The organism is Bradyrhizobium sp. LA2.1, from assembly GCF_040547725.1.
GTDB classification, from domain to species: domain Bacteria; phylum Pseudomonadota; class Alphaproteobacteria; order Rhizobiales; family Xanthobacteraceae; genus Bradyrhizobium; species Bradyrhizobium barranii.
Genome location: NZ_JBEPQI010000021.1, coordinates 90,388 through 113,138, shown reverse-complemented (window position 1 = coordinate 113,138; position 22,751 = coordinate 90,388). Strand labels below are relative to the sequence as shown.

The window sequence follows — 22,751 nt, the reverse complement described above, 5'->3', positions numbered from 1 at the left end:
CTGGATTGCCCGCCTTCGCGGGCAATGACAGTTGAGATTGCCGCGAGATCTTGCCCTATTTCTTCTTCGGCCTTGCCTTCGGCTCGGGCGAGAGCGCCTGCGGGTCGAAGCCGACATAGAAGATGTAGGAATCGGCGATCTTGGCCGAGGGCACCGGATAGGCCAGATCCTCGGCGATGAAGGTGAAGGGCACGCTGCCGCCCTCCGACATCTCGACCGTGGTCCGGTACGCCTTCGAGGCGATCACCTTCTCGCCGACGCCGCCCTGCACCACGGCAATGCGCAAGGGCACCTCGACGGTCGCAGGCGCACCGGCGGGACCGGCGATGACACGGCCCTGGATGCCGATCCGGGCCGTGATATCGCCGCCATTCCGGGTACATTCACGCGCCATCTTGGTGATCGTGGCCTGGAAGCGGATCTCATTGCCGACGGCCGGCTTGCCGGCGGCGCCGACCGCGTAGGTCGAGGCCCCGGCGCGCACCGTGACCTGCGGACAATCGACGTCGTCGGCCGCCGGCTGGCCGGGTGCCGGCGCCGGCGCGGGCTGGGCCGGCTCGTCGGACTTGCCGCCGAACAGGCTCTTGAAGCGGTCGGTGAGCGACTGGGCCGCCACCGGCGAGACGGCGGCGAGCGCAACCGACAACGCCAGCGCGATCCCCGTACCCCGCCGCAACGCATTCCGCGATGACCGAAGCTTCTTCACCATCAACGCCCATACTCCATGACCATCCTCCAGCCGATCGCCGGCCGGCCAGCGGTTTATATCGCCAAAATCGGCGAACCCAAGGCAGCAAACAAGGAGACTTTGGCAGCACGAGCGGCAGCTCAGCCGCGGAAATCCTCGTGCAGCAGGCCGAACAGCAGGTGGTCCTGCCAGACCCCGTTGATGCAGAGATAGCGGCGCGCCAGGCCCTCGCGGGAGAAGCCGCACTTCTCCAGCACCCGGATCGACGGCGCATTGGTCGGGATGCAGGCGGCCTCGACCCGGTGCAGATTGAGCTCCCCGAACAGCGTCGGCAGCAACACCCGCAGCGCCGCCGTCATGTAGCCGCGATGGGCATGAGGCTTGCCGACCCAGTAGCCGATGGTGCCGGCCTGGACGATGCCACGGCGGACATTGGCGAGCGTGATACCGCCAACCATGGCGCCATCGAGCTCACGGAAGATCAGGAAGGGATAGGAGCGGTCCGCGGCGATGTCCTCGGAATAGCGCCGCAGGCGGCGGCGGAAGCCGGACCGGGTCAGGTCGTCCGACGGCCAGATCGGCTCCCAGGGCGTGAGATAGTCGCGGCTGGACTCGCGCAAATGCGCCCACTGTATGAAGTCCGACATCTGCGGTGCGCGCAGCAATAGCCCGTTGCCGCGCGGCGCGAGGGCGGCGGGTCCACTGGATGGCAGGCGAAACAGGGCCATGGTGATGCTTCCCGGGGCAGATCAGCCCGTGCGCGGCTCCTAATGCAGCCGCGCCTTGGCACGTGCCCGGGTCAATCCTTCCGCAAAAGATACCGCCGTGTCCAGACCCCTGCCACTGCCCAATGCGACAACTGCAGGGCGGCTCCGCGAAAGCAGCGCACGCGCCGCATCCCGGGTCGATTCGACGCTGACGGCGTCGATCCGGGCCACCAGTTCCTCGACCGTCTGCGGCCGGCCATAGGCCAGCACATGCCGGGCGAGCTGCTCGGCGCGGGACGAGCAGCTCTCCAGCGCCATCAGGAGGCCCGCCTTCATCTGCGCCTTGGCCCGCGCGATCTCGGCCTCGGTCAGCGTCTCCACCGAATCATTCATGATATCGACCACGACCTCCATCATCTCCGGCGCGTCGGCCGGATCGGTGCCGGTGTAGAGGCCGAAGAAGCCCGTGTCGGTGTAGGGCGCGTGGAACGAATAGATGGAGTAGCAGAGGCCGCGCTTCTCACGCACCTCCTGGAACAGCCGCGACGACATCCCGCCGCCGAGGATGTTGGTGAAGACCTGGAGCGAGAACAACGACAGATCGCTCTGCGGCACGCCTTCCAGCGCCAGCGTCAGATGCGCCTGCTCGAGCTCGCGATGCACCACCTTGGCGCCGCCTTTGCCGAACTGAGCGGCTTGCGGCTTCGGACCCGGCGTCCCTTCGAAGCTCGCAAAGCGCTTCTCGACCTCGGCGACGACCTGCTTGTGATTGACCGCGCCGGCTGCCGCCACCACCATGTCGGGGCCGCGATAATGCGTCGACAGATAACCGCGCAGCATGTCGCGGTTGAAGGCGCGCAGGGTCTTGGCGGTGCCGAGCAGCGAGCGGCCCATCGGCTGGTCGGGATAGCAGAGCTCGTTGAGATGCTCGAACACGACGTCGTCGGGCGTGTCCTGCGCGGCACCGATTTCCTGCACGATGACGTTCTTCTCGCGCTCGAGCTCGTCGGGCTCGAAAGCGGGATTGGCGAGGATGTCGGCGAGCACGTCGAGCGCGAGCGGCACGTCGGCCTTCAGCACCCGCGCATAATAGGACGTCGTCTCGGTCGAGGTGCCGGCATTGAGGTCGCCGCCGACCGCCTCGATCTCCTCGACGATCTCGCGCGAGGAGCGCTTGGTCGTGCCCTTGAACGCCATGTGCTCGAGCAGATGCGAGATGCCGTGCTCGTTCGGCTTCTCGTCGCGCCCGCCGACGCCGGCCCAGACGCCGAGCGCCGCGGTCTCGAGATGGGGCATCTCGTCGGTGACGACGGTCAGGCCGGAGGCAAGCTTGGACATCTCGACACTCATCCGGCAACTCCCTGTTTTGCGGCCCGGCTGACCGACAGCACGAACCGCTCGACCTCGGCCTGATCGTTCTTCATCACCTTCATGTGTTCGGATTTGGTCATGAGACCGTCGAGCCAGGCGGGCAATTGCGGCCGCTGGCCGCAGGCTGCCTCGACCGCATCGGGGAATTTGGCCGGATGGGCGGTGGAGAGCACGATGCTCGGCACCGTCGTGTCGGTGGTGTCGCGGTCGGCGACAGCAAGCGCGACCGCGGTATGGGGATCGACCAGCTCGCCCGCCTCGCGCCAGGCGGCGCGGATCGCGGCCGCGGTTTCGGTCTCGTCAGCCCGGCCGGCGTCGAATTCTTCACGGATTGCGGCCAGCATCGCGTCAGGCAACACGAAGCGCCCCGACTGCTTCAGCGAGTCCATCAGACGGCGCACGCCGGCCGCATCGCGCCGGCCGGCCTCGAACAGCAGCCGCTCGAAATTCGAGGAGATCTGGATGTCCATCGATGGCGACGCCGTGGCGTGCACCTCGCGCACCTCGTAGATCCCGGTCTTGAGCGTGCGCGCCAGGATGTCGTTGACGTTGGCGGCGATGCGCAGCGTGCGCACCGGCAGCCCCATCCGCTTGGCGACATAACCGGCAAAGATGTCGCCGAAATTTCCGGTCGGCACGACGAAATCCACTGTGCGTGCCGGCGCGCCGGCGGCGACGGCGGAGGTGAAGTAGTAGACCACCTGGGCGACGATGCGCGCCCAGTTGATGGAGTTGACGCCGGAGAGCGAGGTCGCATCGCGGAAGCGATGGTTGTTGAACATCCCCTTCACGAGCGCCTGGCAGTCGTCGAAATTGCCCTCGATGGCGAGTGCATGGACGTTGGCCGCGCCCGAGGTCGTCATCATCCGCTGCTGCACTTCGGAGATGCGGCCGTGCGGGAACAGCACGATGAGATCGACATTCTCCAGGCCCGCGAACGCGTCGACCGCGGCGCCACCGGTGTCGCCGGAGGTCGCGACCACGATGGTGGTGCGCTGGCCGCGCTTGGCGAGCACGTGGTCCATCAGCCGCGAGATCAGCTGCATCGCCACGTCCTTGAAGGCGAGCGTCGGGCCGTGGAACAGCTCCAGCACGAATTGATGCGGCGTCATCTGGCGCAGCGGCACCACCGCCGGATGGCGGAAGGTGGCATAGGCCTCGTTCGCCATGCGGCCGAGTTCGGCATCCGAAATCTCGCCGCCGGCGAACGGACGGATCACGTCGACTGCGACCTCCCAATAGGGGCGGCCGAAGAAGCCGGCGATGGCCTCGGTCGAGAGCTGCGGCCAGGTCACCGGCACATACAGGCCGCCGTCACGGGCAAGCCCAGTCAGCATCACGTCGCAGAAGCCGAGTTCTGGGGCCTCGCCCCGGGTCGAGATATAGCGAGTCAAACTGCCCTCCAAAGGCCGGCCGGCCTTGAGCCAGATCCATAAGCCTTTGATTTCATGAAACTACTTGTTAACGGCCAGAGGCGTTGGGCCACCATAAAGTGTTTTGCGGCATCGGGAAACCGCTTCCCGCCTGTGCCCCGCTCAACGAAAAAGGGCTGCGGCAATGCCGCAGCCCTCTCTTGGAAGGTCTGTCGTTGATATGTGCAGACCCGGTTTGCCTCTTGCGGGTTGCCGGCCCGCCAAAACTGTCGGCCAAGTTCTCGGCGCCCGTCACGAAATCGTCAAGAGCCAAAACGGCGGGGGCAAGAAAATGTTCCTATTTTTCCCGGCGCGGTTCGCGTTTCGCAAAGGCATTCCTGCGAGTGCCCGCGCGCCATTGCTTCTTTTTCCCGTAATTTCGGGTGGTTCAGGAACGAATATCACGCCGGCCCATTGTGTCGGCGGATGGTGTCGGCGCTGTCCATGCATTGCCCGGCTACGCGCCGAGACCCTATCCGCCCCGGCCGGACCGGCTGCATCCTGGAGCAGCCGGTTCGGTGCCGGGCGCCAGTGCGCGGGCCGCCGGTGCCCCCGGGCCGCCAGTGCCCCGGGCGTCAGCTCATCCCGATTTCGACCGCGATCCTGATCAAATCGGAATGGTTCTTGGCGCCGAGCTTCTGCTTGAGCAGGGACGTGGTGTTGGCGACCGTCTTGTAGGAGATGCCGAGCGCCTCGGCGACCTCGACGATCTTGTCGCCACGGCCGAGCAGGCGGAGAATTTCGAGCTCCCGCGGCGTCATCTGCGAGGCCGGATTGGCCTTGATCGCCGCACCGGAGAACGTGACCGCCTCCGCGAGCTGCGGCGAGATGAAATTGTCGCCGGCGACCACCTTGCGCACCGCCTTGAGCAGAATCCGGGGATCGTCGCCCTTGGAGACATACCCCTGCGCGCCAAGCTCGACCGCCCGCACCACGAAGGCCGGATCGTCGTTCATGCTGAACATGATGATCTTGGCATCAGGGTCGTCCTTGCGGATTCGCCGCATCAGCTCGAAGCCGGAGACGTCGGGCAGGCTGATGTCGATGACGGTGACGTCGGGCCGCTTGCTGATATAGGCGCGATGCCCGGATTTGGCGTCGGTCGCCTCGTCGATACGGATCGAGTGGTCGGACGCGAAAAGGGTGCGGCATCCTGACAGCACCACGGGATGGTCGTCGACGATCAGAACTCGGGTCGCCGGTTTGGCGGTATCTTGCATCGCGCGCTCTCTTGTTTTTCGACTCATAGACCGACGGGAACAAATGGAAAGAGCAAATCCCGTCAATGCGCGTTAGAATTGACCTAATGTGGCAGCGGCTCTCATTCAGAACACAATTGTTTCTTCCGCTCGGCTTGAGCTTCCTCGCCGCACTGGTCATGGGCGGCGTGCTGCTCCAGAGCTTCGCGACGGGGCAGCTTGCCGACGAGAATGAGCCGGGCCGACGCTCGACCCGGACGGTCGCCGAGGCCCTCAACAACAGCCTGAAGGCCTCGGACGACCCGCGGAAGATACTCGATGCATTTGTCCATTCTTTGGACAGCTCCTCGGATATTCAATTCCGTTCAGTGGAAGCAGGTCCCGCCCCCTCTCCAAAGGACAGCCTGCGTGATCTGCATGGCGTGCCGCATTGGTTCGTGGACCTGATCGCCATCCCGGAGATGGACGCCGCATCTCCCGTCATCATCGACGGCAGGCGCGTCGGCGACATCGTGTTCATGCCGGACCTGTCAGCCGATCTGTTCGAGAAATGGATCGGCTTCCTGGCGCTGACGAGCCTCATCGCCGTGCTGATGATGCTGACTGGGACCATTGCCTATCTCTTTGCGGGATCGGTGCTGCGTCCCCTGCAAGATCTCGGCGCAGGCCTCACGCGAATCCGGCGCGGCGATTATGCAACGCCTATCCCGGTCGCAGGACCGCAGGAGATCCGGCAGAGCTGCGAGGAAGCCAATGCGCTGGCGATGACGCTCGCGCAATTGAGTCAGGATAATCGCGACCTGCTGCACCGCCTGGTGTCGCTCCAGGACGACGAGCGGCGCGATCTCGCGCGCGAGCTGCACGACGAGCTCGGACCGCTATTGTTCGGCATCCGCGCCAGCACGATCGCGCTGAGCGAGACCTCGGGAAATCTCGGCAACCCGGCGCAGGAGGTGATGCGCTCTGTCGAGGCCCTCCAGCAGACCAACCGCCGCATCCTCGACCGGCTGCGGCCGCTCTACATCGAGGAATTGGGGCTCGAGACCAGCGTGCAGACGCTGCTCCAGAACTTTCGCAGACAGGCGCCGCATATCAGCCTGACGGCCACGATCGATCCTGGTCTGAACGAGATCGACCGACCGCTGGCTCAGACCGTCTATCGCCTGATCCAGGAGGCGCTGACCAACGTGCTGCGCCACGCCGGGGCGAACAATGCCCATGTGCTGGCGACCATTGCCGGCGAGGTGCTCACGATTGAGATCTCCGACGACGGCGGCGGTTTTCCCGCCGACAACGTCTTCGGCCGCGGCCTGACGGGCATGCACGAGCGCGTGCGCGCGCTCAGCGGATCGCTGTCACTGCTGCGCGCGGACGAGCGAACCTATGTGCGCTGCCGCCTGCCGGTCGAGACGGCGCGGGACGCGCCGGCGGCCGGCTAGCACACACCATCGGCATGCGGGGACTGCCGCGCCGGCTCGCACAGGGTGCTGTAGATCTTGCCTTCGGGACTGAAGCGAAACGAGGCGTGGATACGCAGCGAGCCCGCGACGGAATATTCGAGATCGATGCCATGCGGCACCGGATTGATCTCCTCAAGACCGAAGCCTGCCGACGAGAAGGTGCTGAGCCGCGGTCCCCAATAGGTTTCGAGCTCGCGCCGCCCGCGATAATGTCGCTTGCCGTTGCACATGCATTCGACCCGGGCGTCGTCCGCATAGAGATCGAGGAGCGTCGCGAGGTCGCCCTTCCGGCAGGCGTCCACCCAGTCGACGACAATTCCCATCTGGTCGAAATCGCTCACACCAAAATCCTGTCTGCCGCGAAAAATTTGCGTGCGGCTTAGGACCACCCTCGTGAATATGTCCTGAATAATAAACCCCGGGCGATACCGGGTTCCCTCCGGGAGCCTACCGAAATTTTCAGGCCGGACGCCGTCCCCTCGCCCAGACCCCGAATGCGATCAGCACCGCGCCGGCGAGCGCGAACCAGGTGATGGCGTATTGCAGATGATCGTCCTTCAGATGCACGTCGAGCGGGCCGGGACGCGGAATGCCGTTCTCCGGCACCGGCCGCTCCAGGTCGATGTAGAACGGCGCGACCGTGCCCCAGCCGAGCGCCCGGGACATGGCGAGATGATCGCGGGTGAACCACAGCCGTTTGTCACGCTCAGCGTCAGGCATCAGCACGCTGGCTGTTTCGGGGAAACGGACGTAGCCGGTCAACATCGCCGGCTTGTTGGTAATGAGTCGCGCGACCGCCCGATCCTGCAGGGCGCGGTCCTGTTGGGTGTTCGGCACGAAGCCCGCGTTGACCGCGACCATATCGCCGCCAGGCAGCCGTGCGGGAAGGAAAGCCCAGGTGCCGGGGCCGGAAATGTCGGAGCGGATGGCGGAGCCGGAACTGTAGACCATCGCATCCAGACGGGACTCGTAGGTCGCCGTAAATGTGACCCGACGGAATTCGTCCCGCTCCGGCGTCAGCGTGCTCCATTGCGACGGCGGCGGCAACGCAACAGGTGCCGCCGCGAGACGCTCGGTCAATGCGGCGATCAACTGATGTTTCGCGACGCGGCGCTGCAATTGCCAGACGCCGAGCGCGACCAAGACGGCGGCCAGGAAAAGCGTGAACAGCGCGAAGCCGGCCACGCGGGGCTTGCGCGCGGTCTCGTTCATTTCGCGCGGTCGACCAGCCGGCCCGGCGCCGCCTTGTGGTGGAATTGCAGCGCGATCAGCAGCGACTTCATCGCGCGCAGCGGCAAGAGCGTGGTCGCGAGGATCAGCGGCAGCCACAGCGCGGCATGCAGCCAGTACGGCGGCTGGTATTTGACCTCGACGATCAGCGCGCACGCAACGACGATCCCGCCGGCCAGCATGATGATGAAGATCGCAGGACCGTCGCCGGTGTCGATGAAGGCATAGTCGAGGCCGCAGCGGTCGCAGCTGGGCGCGAGCGTCAGGAAGCCCGCATAGAGCTTGCCCTTGCCGCAGCGCGGGCACTTGCAGGTAAGCCCGCGCAGCGCGCTTTGCAGGACGGTCGTCTCGGGCTCGGATGGGCCGACGGTATCGTTCATGATGACGGACTCTAGAGCATTATCGGTTCTGATTGAATCAGAACCGAAGCTCTAGATTCTTGTTTGACGCGTTTTCTTCACGCGAACCGGTATCCGCTTCGCTCGAAAACGCTCTATCACAGTTTCCGCCAAGGCTTCCGGCGGCCCAAAAGCGAAAGGGCGGCCCTGCGGCCGCCCTTTCTGATCGATCCAATGCGGCTCAGTGCGCGCCGTGGGCCATGGTCTCGGCGCCGTGTCCCCACACATAGATGCAGAGGAACAGGAACAGCCAGACCACGTCGACGAAGTGCCAGTACCAGGCGGCGAACTCGAAGCCGAGGTGCTGTGTCGGGGTGAAGTGGCCGGCATAGGCGCGGAACAGGCAGACCAGCAGGAAGATGGTGCCGACCAGCACATGGAAACCGTGGAAGCCGGTCGCCATGAAGAAGGTCGCGCCATAGACGTTGCCGCCGAACGAGAACGCCGCGTGGCTGTACTCATAGGCCTGCACGCAGGTGAAGAGCGCGCCCAGGATGACCGTGAGGATCAGCCCGTACTTCAGACCCTTGCGGTCGCCTTCCAGCAGCGCGTGGTGCGCCCAGGTCACCGTGGTGCCGGAGGTGAGCAGTATCAGCGTGTTCAGGAGCGGCAGATGCCAGGGATCGAAGGTCTCGATGCCATGCGGCGGCCAGGTGCCGGGGACGGCGCAGGCGCCGGCCGCGGTGCCGAGACCGCAGCCGAACACGGCGTCGCGCGTGGCGTGGACGGCGTCGGCCGGGAACAGCGCCGCGTTGAAATAGGCCCAGAACCAGGCGACGAAGAACATCACCTCGGAGGCGATGAACAGGATCATGCCGTAGCGGTGATGCAGCTGCACGACGCGGGTGTGATCGCCCTTGTACTGGGCTTCCCTGATCACATCGCCCCACCAGCTCGCCATAGTGTAGATCACGCCGATGGTGCCGGCACCGAAGATGATCGGCGCGGCCGAGAACATGTGGTGCATCCAGGTGATCGCACCGACCGCCATGATGAAGGCCGAGATGGAGCCGACGACGGGCCACGGGGAGGGATCCACCAGGTGGTAGTCGTGATGCTTGGTGTGCGCCGTTGCCATTTGCGGTCTCTCTCCTCAATCCCGTGCCTGTCCGGCACTTATCCCCTTGTGTCCGACCCCCGCGGCATGAGCCCGGCGGTCAGAGATTTCCCTTGCGTTTGTCGTCCTCGCCCGACGCCAGCGGCTTCACCACGGGATCGCGCACCGGATAGAACGTGTAGGACAACGTGATCGTGTTCAGCCCGTCGTTCTCGTGATCGTCGGCGATCGACGGATCGACGTAGAACACGACCGGCATCTCGCGCTTCTCGCCGGGCGCCATGGTCTGTTCGGTGAAGCAGAAGCAGTTGATCTTCTGGAAGTAGGAGCCGACCGTCAGCGGCGCGACATTGTAGGCCGCCTGGCCCGCGGTGGTGCGCGCGGCCTGGTTGGTCACGGTGTAAAAGACCGTCACGACCTGGCCGATATTGACCTCGATCTCGCTCTGCTCCGGCTCGAACTTCCAGGGCAGGCCGGGCGCGACGTTGGAATCGAAGCGCACCGCGATCTTCCGTGCGATCGGGCCGGTGGCGGGCGCGGACGTCGCGACCTGCGTCGTGCCGTTGAAGCCGGTGGCGCGGCAGAACCAGTTGTAGAACGGCACCGCCGCGTAGGAGGCACCGACCATCAGCGCCACCACGCCGCCGCAGATCGAGGCGACCAGCACGTCGCGGCCAAGACCCTTGGAAGGCCCCCGCCCCTGCTTGGCCGTCCGGCTCTGATCCCGCGATATGGTGGGCTCTCGATCCATGTTTCCTACATCGGCCGGACGAGTACTGCCGGTCCCTTGACGATGGTGACGGCGAAGAACAGCACCACGAGCACGCCGAGCGCGAGCGCGATCGCGATCGAGCGCTGGCGGCGGCTCTTCTTCTGCGCCTCCGTGAGGACGATTCCATTCATCTCAGGTTTGTCGGCCATTCCAGCGATCATGCGCCCCCTACCATCGGAGCAAGCGCCCGGAACACGACTTCGGCCAGCAGGGTCGCAAACAGTGCGAACAGATAAAGGATGGAGAAGGCGAACAGCTTGCGGGTCGCGCGCAGCGATTGGCTGCGCTCGCGGCGCACATAGACGTTGATCGCGAGCACAAGCATGCCGGCGCCGAGGATCAGCGAGACGATGCCGTAGATGGCGTCGAAATAGCCGAGCGCCCACGGGGCGGCGGCGACCGCGATCAGCACGATGGTGTAGAGCAGGATCTGAAGCCGCGTCGCGTCGGGACCGGCGACGTTCGGCAGCATCGGAATGCCGGCACGCGCGTAGTCGTCGGAGCGGAACAGCGCCAGCGCCCAGAAGTGCGGCGGCGTCCAGAAGAAGATGATGGCGAACAGCAGCAGCGGCTCGACGTCGACGGTGCCCGTGACCGCGGCCCACGCCACCACCGGCGGCAGCGCACCAGCGGCGCCTCCGATTACGATGTTCTGTGCGGTCCGGCGCTTCAGGATCATCGTGTAGATCACGACGTAGAAGAAGATGGTGAAGGCGAGCAGCGCGCCCGCGATCCAGTTGACGAGGATGCCGAGCGTCATCACCGAGAAGAAGGCGAGCGTCATGCCGAACGCCATCGCCTCGGGACGGGTGATGCGGCCGCGCGGAATCGGCCGGTTTGCCGTGCGCGACATCTTGGCGTCGATATCGCCCTCGAGCGCCATGTTGAGCGCCCCGGAAGCGCCGGCACCGACCGCGATGCAGAGCAGCGAGGTGATGGCCAGCACCGGGTGGAAATGCCCGGGCGCCATCGCCAGTCCGACCAGCGCGGTGAAGATCACCAGCGACATCACCCGCGGCTTGAGCAGCGCAATGTAGTCGCCCACCTCCGCTTCGGAGATGCGGGGATCGATGTCGATGGCGTTGTGGTCGAGGACGGACACTAGTTTTGACTCGCTTCGTTATAGAGCCGCGGCGCCCGTCACGGGCGCCGCGAGCGTTGGTTTACTGCACGCGGGGCAGCACTTCGAACTGATGGAAGGGCGGCGGCGAAGGCAGCGTCCATTCCAGCGTGGTCGCGCCCGCACCCCACGGATTGTCGCCGGCCGGCACCTTCTTCGCGAAGGCGTCGAACACGCAGTAGAGGAAGATCAGCACGCCGAAGCCGGAGATGTAGGAGCCGACCGAGGAGACCAGGTTCCAGCCGGCGAACGCGTCGGGATAGTCGACGTAGCGGCGCGGCATGCCCGACAGGCCGAGGAAGTGCTGCGGGAAGAACACAAGGTTCACGCCGATGAAGGTGACCCAGAAATGCGCCTTGGCCAGTGTCTCATTGTACATGTAGCCCGACATCTTCGGGAACCAGTAGTACCAGCCGGCAAAAATCCCGAACACCGCACCGAGCGACAGCACGTAATGGAAGTGCGCGACGACGTAGTAGGTCTCCTGGAGCACGCGGTCGACGCCGGCATTCGCCAGCACGACGCCGGTGACACCGCCGACAGTGAACAGGAAGATGAAGCCGACCGCCCAGATCATCGGGGCACGGAACTCGATCGAGCCGCCCCACATCGTGGCGATCCACGAGAAGATCTTCACGCCGGTCGGAACCGCGATGACCATGGTCGCGGCGACGAAATAGGCCTGCGTCGCCGAGGACATGCCGACCGTGTACATGTGGTGCGCCCACACCACGAAGCCGATGCCGCCGATCGCCACCATGGCGTAGGCCATGCCGAGATAGCCGAACACGGGCTTGCGCGAGAAGGTCGATACGATCTGGCTGACCATGCCGAAGGCGGGCAGGATCAGGATGTACACCTCGGGGTGACCGAAGAACCAGAACAGATGCTGGAACAGCACGGGGTCGCCGCCGCCGTCGGGCGCGAAGAACGTCGTGCCGAAATTGCGGTCGGTGAGCAGCATGGTGATCGCACCGGCGAGCACCGGCAGCGACAACAGCAGCAGGAACACCGTCACCAGGATCGACCACACGAACAGCGGCATCTTGTGCAGGGTCATGCCCGGCGCGCGCATGTTGAAGATCGTGGTGATGAAGTTGATGGCGCCGAGGATCGACGAGGCGCCCGCCAGATGCAGCGACAGGATCGCGAAGTCGACGGCCGGGCCCGGATGGCCGGAGCTCGACAGCGGCACATACATGGTCCAGCCGGCGCCGACGCCGTTGGCACCCGGCTCGCCCTCGACGAAGGTCGACATCAGCAGCAGCGCGAAGGAGGCCGGCAGCAGCCAGAACGAGATGTTGTTCATGCGCGGGAACGCCATGTCGGGCGCGCCGATCATCAGCGGCACGAACCAGTTGCCGAAGCCGCCGATCATCGCGGGCATGACCATGAAGAAGATCATGATCAGGCCGTGAGAGGTCACGAACACGTTATAGGTGTGCGTTTCGTGGAAGATCTGCACGCCCGGATACATCAGCTCGGCACGGATCGCGATCGACATCGCGGCACCGATGACGCCGGCGATGACCGCGAAGATCAGGTACATCGTACCGATGTCCTTGTGGTTGGTCGAATAGACGTAGCGCCGCCATCCGGTCGGATGGGCGTGCTCGTCATGTCCGTGGTCTTGCGCGTGATCGCCGTGTGCCGCTGCGCTCGTTGCCATTTTCAAATCCTGCCTTGCGTCCCGTTCGGACCTTCTGCGGTCCCGCCCTTTATGTCGCTTTCTGTCCCTCGAGCCTTCGCCCGGCGCTTACTGCGTCGGGCCGGCCGCGGAGGCGAAAGTGCTGGTGCCGCCGCTCGCATATTTCTTCTTTGCCGTTTCGACCCAGGAGGCGAAGTCCTTGTCCTCCACGACGCGAATCGCGATCGGCATGAAGGCGTGGTCCTTGCCGCAGAGCTCCGAGCACTGGCCGTAGAACATGCCGGTCTTGGTGGCCTTGAACCAGGTCTCGTTCAGCCGCCCCGGAATGGCGTCGATCTTGACGCCGAAAGCCGGCAGCGCGAAGGCGTGGATGACGTCCGCGCCGGTGACCTGGACACGAATCACCTTGTTGACCGGCACCACCATCTCGTTGTCGACGCCGAGCAGGCGGGGCTGCTTGTCCTGGGCCATCAGCGAGTCGAACTCGAACTTGCCGTTATCAGGATAGGCATAAGACCAGTACCACTGCTTGCCGGTGGCCTTGATGGTCAAATCCGCCTTCGGCACGTCGAGCTCGAGGAACAGCAGGCGGAACGACGGCACCGAGATACCGACCAGGATCAGCACCGGAACGAGCGTCCAGGCCACCTCGATCAGCGTGTTGTGCGTGGTCCGCGACGGCACCGGATTGGCCTTCGCGTTGAACTTCATGACCACGATCACCAGCAACGCCAGAACGAACAGCGTGATCAGCGTGATCAGCACGAACAGAAAGTTGTGGAACCAGACGATATTGTCCATCACCGGCGAGGCGGATTGCTGGAGCGTCCATTCCCACGGCGCCGGCTGCCCGAGTTCGGCGTATGCCGCACCGCCCGTCGCCAGCGTCAGACCCGCCACGGCCAATCCCAGCAAGTGCCGGCCCACATGGCCCATCGACATCCTCATGCCGTTCGCGCTCCCCTAACGAAATCACCCCAAGTGCATCCCCCTATTTCCGGGAAACGCTTATTCGATCCGCCCGTCTGACAAACCGCCGCGCAAGAATACCTCTAAGAGGAATTGGGGCCAGATCGCTAGAACGCCGAAATCAAGCCTCTCAAACCATAATTCTTGATCTATCGCAATGCAGTCTTGAGCCCCGTCTGTCAGCCATCACCCGCAAGATATTTCCTAGTAACATCAGAGAAAAATACCGTTTCCCGGGATGCCGCGGCTTGACAGCGGCATTGCCCGCGGTAGGCACTGGCAGACAGCCGCGCAGGAACCTGATTCGTGCGGGCGATGGCGGTGTTGGCGGCGCGGAATTTGCTTGCGAATTGCCTTCAAGACGCCGTCATTCCCGTATCAGTCCGCCAGGCGCGAGCGACCCAGGCGAGCAGAGGGACCGACCCGATGGGGTTTTCGAGAACCATGGCGAGGCAGGCGAGCGGCCTCACGATGCTGGCGACCCTGCTGGCGGTGGTCGTCGTCATAGCGCTGCCGGGCCTCGCCCATGCGCAGGGCGCGGTGCGCTCCGTCCATGGCGACTGGCAGATTCGCTGCGACACCCCGCCCGGCGCCCAGACCGAGCAATGCGCCCTGATCCAGAGCGTGGTGGCCGAAGACCGCTCCAATGCCGGCCTCACCGTGATCGTGCTCAAGACCGCCGACCAGAAGAGCCGGCTGATGCGCGTGGTGGCCCCGCTCGGCGTGCTGCTGCCCTCCGGCCTCGGGCTGAAGCTCGACAACCAGGACGTCGGCCGCGCCGGCTTCGTCCGCTGCCTGCCCAATGGCTGCGTTGCCGAGGTCGTCATGGACGACAAGCTGCTCGGCCAGCTCCGCACCGCCAAGACCGCGACCTTCATCATCTTCGAGACCCCGGAAGAAGGCATCGGCTTCCCGCTCAGCCTGAACGGGCTCGGCGAGGGCTATGACAAGCTGCCGTAGGGCGGCAGGCGCGTCCGCGCGCGGCGAATCCTATCGTTTCGTAATGTGGCACCTGGCACCCTCGCGGAACCGCCGGGAAACCATTATCTTGCCCTACATCTTTCGATAATGGACGGACGCATGACCAATCCAGCCACAACCTCCCTGCTCGACCGCGCCAATCTCGACCGCGACCAGGTCCGCAACGAGGTCGCACGCGGGCTTGCCGGTGCCGACGACGGCGAACTGTTCCTGGAATACAGCCAGACCGAAGCGCTGATGTTCGACAATGGGCGGCTGAAGCAGGCGACCTATGACACCTCGCAGGGCTTTGGCCTGCGCGCCGTCAAGGACGACGCGGTCGGCTATGCCCATTCCTCCGACGTGTCGCTGCCGGCGCTGATTCGCGCCGCCGACGCGGTCGCGGCCGTGCGCGGCGGCTATTCGGGCAGCTTCGCGGCCCCGCCGGCGCATACCAACGTGCGGCTTTATAGCGATGACAATCCGCTGGATGCGCCGGGCTTCGAGACCAAGGTGAAGCTGCTCGCCGAGATCGACGCTTACTTACGCGACAAGGATCCGCGGGTGCGGCAGGTCAGCGTCAGCTTGGGGGCGACCTGGCAGGTCGTCGAGATCCTGCGGCCCGACGGCGAGAGCTATCGCGACATCCGCCCGCTGGTGCGCGTCAACGTCTCCGTCGTCGCCGGTCAGGGCGACCGCCAGGAGAGCGGCAGCAAGGGCTATGGCGGCCGTGCCGGCTATGCCGAATTCATCGAGACGAAGTCCTGGCGCGACGCTGCCGACGGCGCGCTGCGCGAAGCCCTGGTCAATCTGGAATCGATCCCCGCCCCCGCCGGCGAAATGGACGTCGTGCTTGGGGCCGGCTGGCCCGGCGTGATGCTGCATGAGGCGGTCGGCCATGGCCTCGAAGGCGATTTCAACCGCAAGAAGACGTCCGCGTTCGCCGGCCTGATGGGCCAGCAGGTTGCGGCCAAGGGCGTCACCGTGATCGACGACGGCACCATTGCCTCGCGCCGCGGCTCGCTGTCGATCGACGACGAGGGCACGCCGACCAACCGCACCGTGCTGATCGAGGACGGCATTCTGGTCGGCTACATGCAGGACCGCCAGAACGCGCGCCTGATGAACATGAAGCCGACCGGCAACGGCCGCCGCCAGGGCTATGCCCATGTGCCGATGCCGCGCATGACCAACACCTACATGCTCGCAGGCGACCGCGATCCGGCCGAGATCCTGGCGTCCGTGAAGAACGGCGTGTTCGCCGCGAATTTCGGCGGCGGCCAGGTCGACATCACCTCGGGCAAATACGTGTTCCAGTGCACCGAGGCCTACAAGATCGAGAACGGCAAGATCGGCGCGCCGCTGAAGGGCGCCATGCTGATCGGCAACGGGCCGACCGATTTGCATCGCATCCGCATGATCGGCAACGATCTCGCGCTGGATACCGGCATCGGCACCTGCGGCAAGAACGGTCAGGGCGTGCCCGTCGGCGTCGGCCAGCCGTCGCTTCTGATGGAACGTATTACAGTAGGTGGAACGGGCGCATGAGCGTTGAGAAGGTAACTGTCACCGCCAAGCGGAAGAGCAGCGGCTGGGCTGGTCAGCTGATGCAGCTCGCCGGCATCGTCGCCGCCGTGTTCATCGCCAAGGGCGCGCTCGCCGAGCCGTTCTACGTGCCGTCGGGTTCGATGGAGCCGACGCTCCTGATCGGCGATGCGCTGCTCGCCTCGAAATTCCCCTATGGCTACGGCACCTCGTCGCTGCCGATCCAGATCAACCTGCCCGAAAGCGGCCGCGTCTTCGCGGAGACGCCGAAGCAGGGTGACGTCGTCGTGTTCCGCTGGCCCGGCGATCGCTCGCAGGCCTGGGTCAAGCGCGTCGTGGGTCTGCCCGGCGACCGCATCCAGATGCGGCAGGGCCAGCTCTTCATCAACGACCGTCCCGCCGAGCTGAAGCCGGATGGTGTTGGAGCAGCCGAAGACGACAATGGCGGCAGCGAGCCTGCCTACCGCTATATCGAGACGCTGCCGAACGGCGTCTCGCATCTGATCTTCAAGATGCGCGACAACGGTCCGCTCGACAACACGCCTGAAGTGACGGTGCCCCCCGGCCACCTCTTCGTGCTCGGCGATAACCGCGACAATTCCGCGGACAGCCGCGTGCCCTTGCGCTCCGGCGGCGTCGGCCTGTTGCCGATCGACAATCTGGTCGGACGCGCCGATGCCGTGCTCGGCTCCTGGGATCTCGGCATGCGCGGCCAGCCGGTGTGGACCTGGCTCTCCGGCTTCCGGCTCGCGCGGTTCTTCACCGCCGTGCACTGAGCTGATCCCAAGGTCTTGATCAAATGACCTTCGACGACGTCAGAAAATTTGCGCTGACGTGGCCGGAGGTCGAGGACGGCACCTCCTACGGCACGCCGGCGCTGAAAGTGCGCAAGAAGATGCTGGCGCGGCTGAAGGAGGACGGCGACAGTCTCGTCATGCCCGACGTTCCCATCGACGAGCGCGCCATGCTGGTCGAGAGCCAGCCAAAAATCTTCTATTTCACCGATCACTACGCCGACTATCCGATCGTGCTGATCCGCCTGTCCAAGGCCAAGCGCGCGATCGTCGAGCCGTTCCTGCGGCGGCGCTGGCGCGGCCTCGCCTCGAAGACGGCACGCGCCGCGTTCGATGCCAGCGCGTGAATGATGGCCGCGATGGATCGCGACCGCTTCCTCACGCTGGCGCTGAAGAACCCGGTCAATGTTGCAATCATCGGCGAGCTCGCCTCGCTCGCGCTTCCCGATGCGTGGCTGGTGTCGGGGTGCCTGGTGCAGACGGCGTGGAACGTACTCACGGACCGCGCGGTCGATCATGGCATCGCCGATTACGACGTGTTCTATTTCGATCCTGACATCTCATGGGAGGCGGAGGACACGGTGATCCGCACGCTGCACGCACGGCTCTCGCATCTCGGCGTCAAGATCGAGACCCGCAACCAGGCGCGCGTGCACCTTTGGTATCCCGGCAAGCACGGCCTGCCCTATCCGCCCCTAACCTGCTCGACCGACGGCATCGACCGTTTCCTCACCCAGAACACGCAAGTCGGTGTGAGGCACGGAGGCGACGGCTTTGAGGTCTACGCGCCGCGCGGCTTCGACGACATAGCCGGATTGATCGCGCGGCCCAATCCGGGCCCGAACTTCTCTGCGGCGAGTTACGCGGTGAAGGCCGCGCGATGGAAGGCGTTGTGGCCGGAACTCACAGTGATTGCCGCGGAGTGATCACGCCGCCTTGGCCTGGACGTTGTCGCAGAACTCCGCGAGCCGATCCGCAAGCCGCAGCGTTGCGGGGCTGGCACCGGGCGAGGCCATCAGCGCCACTTCGGTCCGGTTGATCGGCTCAAATCCGTCCTTGGCCGTCAGCACGCGGTGGTCGGACTGGATCGACATCTCCGACAGGATGCTTAAGCCCATGCCGGCGGCGACCGCAGCCTGGATGCCCGCGAGACTCGATGACGAGTAAGACATGTGCCAGGCGCGGCCCGCGCTTTCCAGCGCGTGGATGGCGCCGGCGCGATAGAGACAGCCGAGCGGAAATCCAATCAGCGGCACGGACGAGGCGTTGACGTCGACCGGATGGCTCTTGCTGGTGACCCAGTGCACCCGCTCCGGCCAAACCGCGATGGCGCCCTTCGCCCCGGCCTCGCGCTTGAATAGCGCGAGGTCGAGCTCGCCGCGTTCGAGGTCGCGGGACAGGTTCTTGCTCTGGTCGGCGCGCACATCCATTCGCAGACCCGGATGTGAGCGCGAGAAGGCGCCGAGCAGTTTTGCCAGCCGGTACGCCGCAAAATCCTCGGGGATGCCGAGCCGGATCGCGCCCTCGCTGTCGGGCTCGCGCAGCACGTCGCGCGCCTCCTCGGCGAGCGTGAGCAGCCGCCGCGCATAGGACAGCAACCGCTCGCCGGCCTCGGTGGGGCGCACGTCCTTGCCGTCACGGTGCAAGAGCACCTGTCCGACGTCCTCCTCCAGCCGCTTGATCTGCTGGCTGACGGTCGATTGCGTGCGGTGGACGCGCTCGCCGGCGCGGGTGAAGCCGCCGGCCTCGACCACCGAGACGAAGCTGCGCAGGAGCTCCAGGTCGAGCATGGCCGCCTCCATTCGAAAATCCACTGATTGGAAGTTAATCATTTAATTTCCAAATGACAAGCCGTCTCCCTAGATCGAGGGCTCAGGAGAATGCCCTCATGTCGCTCGCCACCTCGCTTCCCGCAGCCCCCAGCCGGTTCAACGCGCTGCCGCTCGCCATCGGACTGTTTTGCCTGCTCTGGAGCTATGCCTTCGTCGCCGGCAAGATCGGCGTCACCCATTGCCCGCCGCTGATCCTGCTCGCCGCGCGCTTCTCGCTCGCCGGCATTTTGATCCTCGGCGCGACGCTGATCCGCGGTGATGGCTGGTCATTGTCCTGGCGCGATGCCGCGATCTTCGCCGTGCTCGGCATCGCCAACAACGCGCTCTATCTCGGGCTCGGCTACACCGGCCTGCAATCAGTCTCCGCAGGCCTCGGCGGCCTGATCGTCTCGGCAAATCCGGTCTTCACGGCGGCGCTCGCCGCGTTGCTGCTTGGCGAAGGCATGACCTGGCGCAAGGCGGGCGGTCTCCTGCTCGGCATCATCGGCGTGACCCTGATCGTCTGGCATCGCCTGTCGGTCGGCACCGACTCCCTGCACGGCATCGTCTTCACCCTGGCCTCGCTCGCCTCCATCGTCGCCGGCACGATTCTGTTCAAGCTGCTCGCGCCGAAGGGAAGCCTGTGGATCGGCAACGGCGTGCAGAACCTCGCCGCCGGCATCGTGCTGACGCCGGTCGCGTTCACCTTCGCCGACGTCCACGCGATCGATTTCACCCCGGGCCTGGTCGGCGCCTTCGCCTTCCTCGTGCTCGGCGGCTCGATCCTCGCCTACTGGCTCTGGTTTCATCTCCTGAAAGTGTGTGGCGCAACGGCTGCGAGCGCCTATCATTTCCTGATGCCGCCGCTCGGCATGCTGTTCGCCTACATCGTGCTCGGCGAGCATGTCGAGGCCCGCGACCTGCTCGGCATCATCCCGGTCGCGCTCGGAATTTACCTGGTGACGCGCCCCGCAAAGCCCGTCGCGTAAGAGGAGTTTTCTGATGCCCATTTCCATCACCCTGATCGGCGGCCCCACCGCGCTGATCGAGATCGACGGCTTCCGCCTGCTCACCGATCCGACCTTCGATGCGCCCGGCGCCTACCAGCTGCCGCATGTGACGCTGGAGAAGACCATCGGTCCCGCGATGAAGGCCGATGCGATCGGCCCGGTCGATGCGGTCCTGCTCAGCCACGACCAGCACTCCGACAATCTCGACAATTCCGGCCGCGCGTTTCTCAAACACGCAAAGCGCGTGCTGACCACCGAGGCCGGCGCCAAACGCCTTGGCGGCCATGTCGAGGGTCTCGCGCCCTGGGCGACCTCGCATCTGAAGGACCGTGACGGCAACACGCTGACGATCACCGCGACGCCGGCGCGCCACGGCCCGGCCGGCATCGAGCCGCTGTCGGGCGACGTCATCGGCTTCGTGGTGTCCTCGAGCCGGACGGACACGAGCGACGTCTACATCAGCGGCGACACCACCTGGTTCGACGGCGTCGCCGAGGTCGCGCGCCGCTTCAAATGCGGCGTGGTGCTGCCGTTCGCGGGCGCGGCGCAAACGCGTGGGCCGTTCCATCTCACCATGGACACCAACGACACCATCGAGACGGCGCGCGCCTTTCCGGATGCGATGATCGTGCCCTTGCATACCGAGGGCTGGGCGCATTTCCGCCAGGACGGCGAGGATCTGCGCAAGACCTTTGATGTGCTCGGCTTCGGGACCCGGTTGCGATTGCTGGAGCCGGGCGTGCCGACGGTGGTTGAGGCGCCGTGAGTTAAGCTGTCGCGCGCTCCCTCCTCCTCCTCGTCATGGCCGGACTTGACCCGGCCATCCACGTCTTTGTCGCCACACGTTAATTAAGAACGTGGATGCCCGGGACAAGCCCGGGCATGACGGCGAGTGAGTGCCTTGTGTGACGAGCTTCAATCCTTCCGAAACACGATCGACGCCATCCAGCCCGTCATCAGCGCCATCGCGGCCGTCGCGAGGCCGTAGATCAGCCCGTGCTGCCGCGCACTGGTCGCGACGAACTGCTCGAAGCCGACCTTGACGATCTCGAACGCGGTCTCGGTCTTGGTGACCAACGCGCCGTTGGCGAACAATTTGATTTCCACCTCATAGGTGCCGATCGGCACCTCCTCCGGCAGTGGAATGCCGGTACGGAACAGCGTCGGTGTCAGGAACGTCACCGCGCTCGGGTCCTCGCGATAGAGACCTTTCTGGGTTCGCAGGCGGATGAAGGCCGAGCGGAACGCATCGTTCGGCACCACGTCGGCATAGTCGCCGCTGACCCGTTGGGTCAGCAGCACGTTGTTGAGCCCGATCTGCTGCCGCCGCGCGATCTCGGGTGAGGTGATGACATCGAAGGGGCGGTTGGCGAACAGCGCGAGATAGCTCGGCACCGCCAGGAACTGCCGGTAGTCGGTGTTGATCCAGATCCCGAAGGTGCGCTCCTTGCGCCGCGTCACCATGTCGGCGCGCGGGCCCATCACGGTGACGACGAGATCGTAGCTCTTGCGGTCCGCGGGCGTGGAGGCGTCCTTCTCGACCGAGCCGAACAGCACCAGTTCCTCGCCGGAATAGTTCGGCGTCACCGTGACGCGGTGGTTGGAGACCGACACGATCAGTCGCTCGGCACGCGCGGCTGAGCCCAGCAGCAGGACGAGAAGGATTGCGAGAGCTGCGCGCATCATCCGCTCACCCCCAGTTCACGGATGGTGAAGAGATCCTCGGGCCGGATCACCAGCTCGATGGCGAAGCGGACGCCGACCGAAAGGATCAGCAGGCCCAGCAGCAGCCGCAACTGCTCGCCGCGGATCTTCTGGCCGGCGCGGGCGCCGAACTGTGCACCGGTGACGCCGCCGACCATCAGGATCAACGCCAGCACCGCGTCGACGAGGTGATTGGTCACCGCGTGCAGCAAGGTCGCGAACAGCATCGTGACCAGCGTCAGGACCATCGAGGTCCCGATCACGGTCGAAGTCGGCACCCGCAGCAGATAGATCATGATCGGCACCAGGATGAAGCCGCCGCCGATGCCCATGATGGCGCCGATGAAGCCGATCACGATGCCGACGATCACGACCGGAATGATCGAGAGGTAGATCTTCGAGCGCTTGAACCGCATTTTCAGCGGCAGGCCGTGGATCCAGCTGTGCGTGCGCCGTGGCGGCACCGCGCCGCGACGGGTCCGCATCAGGGCGCGCAGGCCCTCGGAGAACATCAGGCTGCCGACCGTGGTGAGCAGCACCACGTAGGACAACGCGATCATCAGATCGAGTTGGCCGAGCGCGCGAAGCTGCGTGAAGGTCCACACCCCGAGCGCCGTGCCGGTGACACCGCCGCATAACAGCACACTCGCCAGCGCCGGGTCGATCGCACGCCGCCGCCAGTAGGACAGCGCGCCGGAAAAGGAGGAAGCCGCGATGTGGCTCGCAACGGAGGCGACCGCGACCGCCGGCGTGATCCCGATGAAAATCAGGAGCGGGGTCATCAGGAAGCCGCCGCCGATCCCGAACATGCCGGAGACGAAGCCAACCGCCGCACCCATCGCCAGCACCAGGAAGATGTTGACCGGCAGATCGGCGATCGGGAGATAGAGCTGCAT

25 protein-coding genes are annotated in these 22,751 nt (G+C 65.3%); 8 read left to right on the top strand and 17 right to left on the bottom strand.

Annotated elements, in window-relative coordinates:
* Positions 1–55: 55 nt before the first annotated feature.
* The 5 genes from ABIB95_RS33065 to ABIB95_RS33045 form a co-directional block, all read right to left on the bottom strand.
* Positions 56–709, bottom strand: coding sequence for a hypothetical protein (locus ABIB95_RS33065; RefSeq protein WP_085402618.1), 654 nt, complete (start codon positions 707–709; stop codon positions 56–58).
* 119 nt (positions 710–828) lie between these two features.
* Entirely contained in the window at positions 829–1,416 is a 588-nt protein-coding gene (locus ABIB95_RS33060) for a GNAT family N-acetyltransferase (protein ID WP_014498500.1), read from the bottom strand.
* 39 nt (positions 1,417–1,455) lie between these two features.
* A complete protein-coding gene (locus ABIB95_RS33055) occupies positions 1,456–2,745 on the bottom strand; it encodes a M16 family metallopeptidase (protein ID WP_028148714.1) in 1,290 nt (429 codons plus the stop codon).
* The gene (thrC, locus tag ABIB95_RS33050) at positions 2,742–4,160 is read right to left on the bottom strand and encodes a threonine synthase (protein WP_354245679.1); all 1,419 of its coding nucleotides are present in this window, start codon (positions 4,158–4,160) and stop codon (positions 2,742–2,744) included. The genes ABIB95_RS33055 and thrC overlap by 4 nt, the downstream gene beginning before the upstream one ends.
* Positions 4,161–4,753: 593 nt before the next feature.
* Positions 4,754–5,398: a response regulator transcription factor gene (locus tag ABIB95_RS33045; protein ID WP_014498503.1), complete on the bottom strand. Its 645-nt coding sequence runs from the start codon at positions 5,396–5,398 to the stop codon at positions 4,754–4,756.
* 86 nt (positions 5,399–5,484) lie between these two features.
* On the opposite strand from ABIB95_RS33045, the gene ABIB95_RS33040 reads away from it, so the two are divergent.
* A complete protein-coding gene (locus tag ABIB95_RS33040) occupies positions 5,485–6,816 on the top strand; it encodes a histidine kinase (protein ID WP_354245676.1) in 1,332 nt (443 codons plus the stop codon).
* Here ABIB95_RS33040 and ABIB95_RS33035 read toward each other — a convergent pair.
* The 9 genes from ABIB95_RS33035 to coxB form a co-directional block, all read right to left on the bottom strand.
* Positions 6,813–7,178 carry a nuclear transport factor 2 family protein gene (locus ABIB95_RS33035; protein ID WP_063980769.1) on the bottom strand — a complete coding sequence of 122 codons (366 nt, stop codon included), beginning with the start codon at positions 7,176–7,178 and terminating at the stop codon, positions 6,813–6,815. The genes ABIB95_RS33040 and ABIB95_RS33035 overlap by 4 nt on opposite strands.
* Before the next feature lie 118 nt (positions 7,179–7,296).
* Positions 7,297–8,049 carry an SURF1 family protein gene (locus tag ABIB95_RS33030; RefSeq protein ID WP_028151623.1) on the bottom strand — a complete coding sequence of 251 codons (753 nt, stop codon included), beginning with the start codon at positions 8,047–8,049 and terminating at the stop codon, positions 7,297–7,299.
* Complete coding sequence (locus ABIB95_RS33025; protein WP_354245671.1) at positions 8,046–8,447, bottom strand: DUF983 domain-containing protein; 402 nt, start codon at positions 8,445–8,447, stop codon at positions 8,046–8,048. The genes ABIB95_RS33030 and ABIB95_RS33025 overlap by 4 nt, the downstream gene beginning before the upstream one ends.
* Before the next feature lie 199 nt (positions 8,448–8,646).
* Complete coding sequence (locus tag ABIB95_RS33020; protein ID WP_354245668.1) at positions 8,647–9,543, bottom strand: cytochrome c oxidase subunit 3; 897 nt, start codon at positions 9,541–9,543, stop codon at positions 8,647–8,649.
* 79 nt (positions 9,544–9,622) lie between these two features.
* Entirely contained in the window at positions 9,623–10,273 is a 651-nt protein-coding gene (locus tag ABIB95_RS33015) for a cytochrome c oxidase assembly protein (RefSeq protein ID WP_063980766.1), read from the bottom strand.
* A gap of 5 nt (positions 10,274–10,278) precedes the next feature.
* Positions 10,279–10,455, bottom strand: a complete 177-nt coding sequence (locus ABIB95_RS33010; RefSeq protein ID WP_014498510.1) for a cytochrome c oxidase system small membrane protein — start codon at positions 10,453–10,455, stop codon at positions 10,279–10,281.
* Positions 10,452–11,396: a heme o synthase gene (locus ABIB95_RS33005; RefSeq protein ID WP_166076593.1), complete on the bottom strand. Its 945-nt coding sequence runs from the start codon at positions 11,394–11,396 to the stop codon at positions 10,452–10,454. Before ABIB95_RS33005 ends, ABIB95_RS33010 begins: the two co-directional genes overlap by 4 nt.
* Positions 11,397–11,457: 61 nt before the next feature.
* The gene (gene ctaD / locus ABIB95_RS33000; RefSeq protein ID WP_063980765.1) at positions 11,458–13,083 is read right to left on the bottom strand and encodes a cytochrome c oxidase subunit I; all 1,626 of its coding nucleotides are present in this window, start codon (positions 13,081–13,083) and stop codon (positions 11,458–11,460) included.
* Between the two features lie 87 nt (positions 13,084–13,170).
* Positions 13,171–14,010 (bottom strand): cytochrome c oxidase subunit II, encoded by an 840-nt coding sequence (gene coxB / locus ABIB95_RS32995; RefSeq protein ID WP_063980764.1) that lies wholly within the window; start codon positions 14,008–14,010, stop codon positions 13,171–13,173.
* A 447-nt stretch (positions 14,011–14,457) separates the two neighbouring features.
* Here coxB and ABIB95_RS32990 point away from each other — a divergent pair, with 447 nt between their 5' ends.
* From ABIB95_RS32990 to ABIB95_RS32970, 5 genes are all read left to right on the top strand, one after another.
* Positions 14,458–14,991, top strand: a complete 534-nt coding sequence (locus ABIB95_RS32990; protein ID WP_354245666.1) for an invasion associated locus B family protein — start codon at positions 14,458–14,460, stop codon at positions 14,989–14,991.
* Positions 14,992–15,111: 120 nt separating this feature from the next.
* A complete protein-coding gene (gene tldD / locus ABIB95_RS32985) occupies positions 15,112–16,539 on the top strand; it encodes a metalloprotease TldD (protein WP_354245663.1) in 1,428 nt (475 codons plus the stop codon).
* Positions 16,536–17,312: a signal peptidase I gene (gene lepB, locus ABIB95_RS32980; RefSeq protein WP_063980763.1), complete on the top strand. Its 777-nt coding sequence runs from the start codon at positions 16,536–16,538 to the stop codon at positions 17,310–17,312. Before tldD ends, lepB begins: the two co-directional genes overlap by 4 nt.
* Positions 17,313–17,335: 23 nt before the next feature.
* The gene (locus ABIB95_RS32975; RefSeq protein ID WP_354245661.1) at positions 17,336–17,677 is read left to right on the top strand and encodes an MmcQ/YjbR family DNA-binding protein; all 342 of its coding nucleotides are present in this window, start codon (positions 17,336–17,338) and stop codon (positions 17,675–17,677) included.
* Between the two features lie 12 nt (positions 17,678–17,689).
* Positions 17,690–18,256 carry a nucleotidyltransferase family protein gene (locus ABIB95_RS32970; protein ID WP_354245659.1) on the top strand — a complete coding sequence of 189 codons (567 nt, stop codon included), beginning with the start codon at positions 17,690–17,692 and terminating at the stop codon, positions 18,254–18,256.
* Here the strand turns inward: ABIB95_RS32970 and ABIB95_RS32965 are convergent, their stop codons facing one another.
* On the bottom strand, positions 18,257–19,120 hold the full coding sequence (locus tag ABIB95_RS32965) for a LysR family transcriptional regulator (protein ID WP_063986047.1): 864 nt from the start codon (positions 19,118–19,120) through the stop codon (positions 18,257–18,259).
* 98 nt (positions 19,121–19,218) lie between these two features.
* Between ABIB95_RS32965 and ABIB95_RS32960 the strand changes: the two genes are divergently transcribed.
* Positions 19,219–20,130 (top strand): DMT family transporter, encoded by a 912-nt coding sequence (locus ABIB95_RS32960; RefSeq protein WP_354245656.1) that lies wholly within the window; start codon positions 19,219–19,221, stop codon positions 20,128–20,130.
* A 13-nt stretch (positions 20,131–20,143) separates the two neighbouring features.
* Complete coding sequence (locus ABIB95_RS32955; RefSeq protein ID WP_354245653.1) at positions 20,144–20,917, top strand: MBL fold metallo-hydrolase; 774 nt, start codon at positions 20,144–20,146, stop codon at positions 20,915–20,917.
* 149 nt (positions 20,918–21,066) lie between these two features.
* Here the strand turns inward: ABIB95_RS32955 and ABIB95_RS32950 are convergent, their stop codons facing one another.
* Together ABIB95_RS32950 and ABIB95_RS32945 are read right to left on the bottom strand one after the other, a co-directional pair.
* A complete protein-coding gene (locus ABIB95_RS32950; protein ID WP_071916903.1) occupies positions 21,067–21,837 on the bottom strand; it encodes a TIGR02186 family protein in 771 nt (256 codons plus the stop codon).
* Positions 21,834–22,751 carry a sulfite exporter TauE/SafE family protein gene (locus ABIB95_RS32945; RefSeq protein WP_354245650.1) on the bottom strand — a complete coding sequence of 306 codons (918 nt, stop codon included), beginning with the start codon at positions 22,749–22,751 and terminating at the stop codon, positions 21,834–21,836. The genes ABIB95_RS32950 and ABIB95_RS32945 overlap by 4 nt, the downstream gene beginning before the upstream one ends.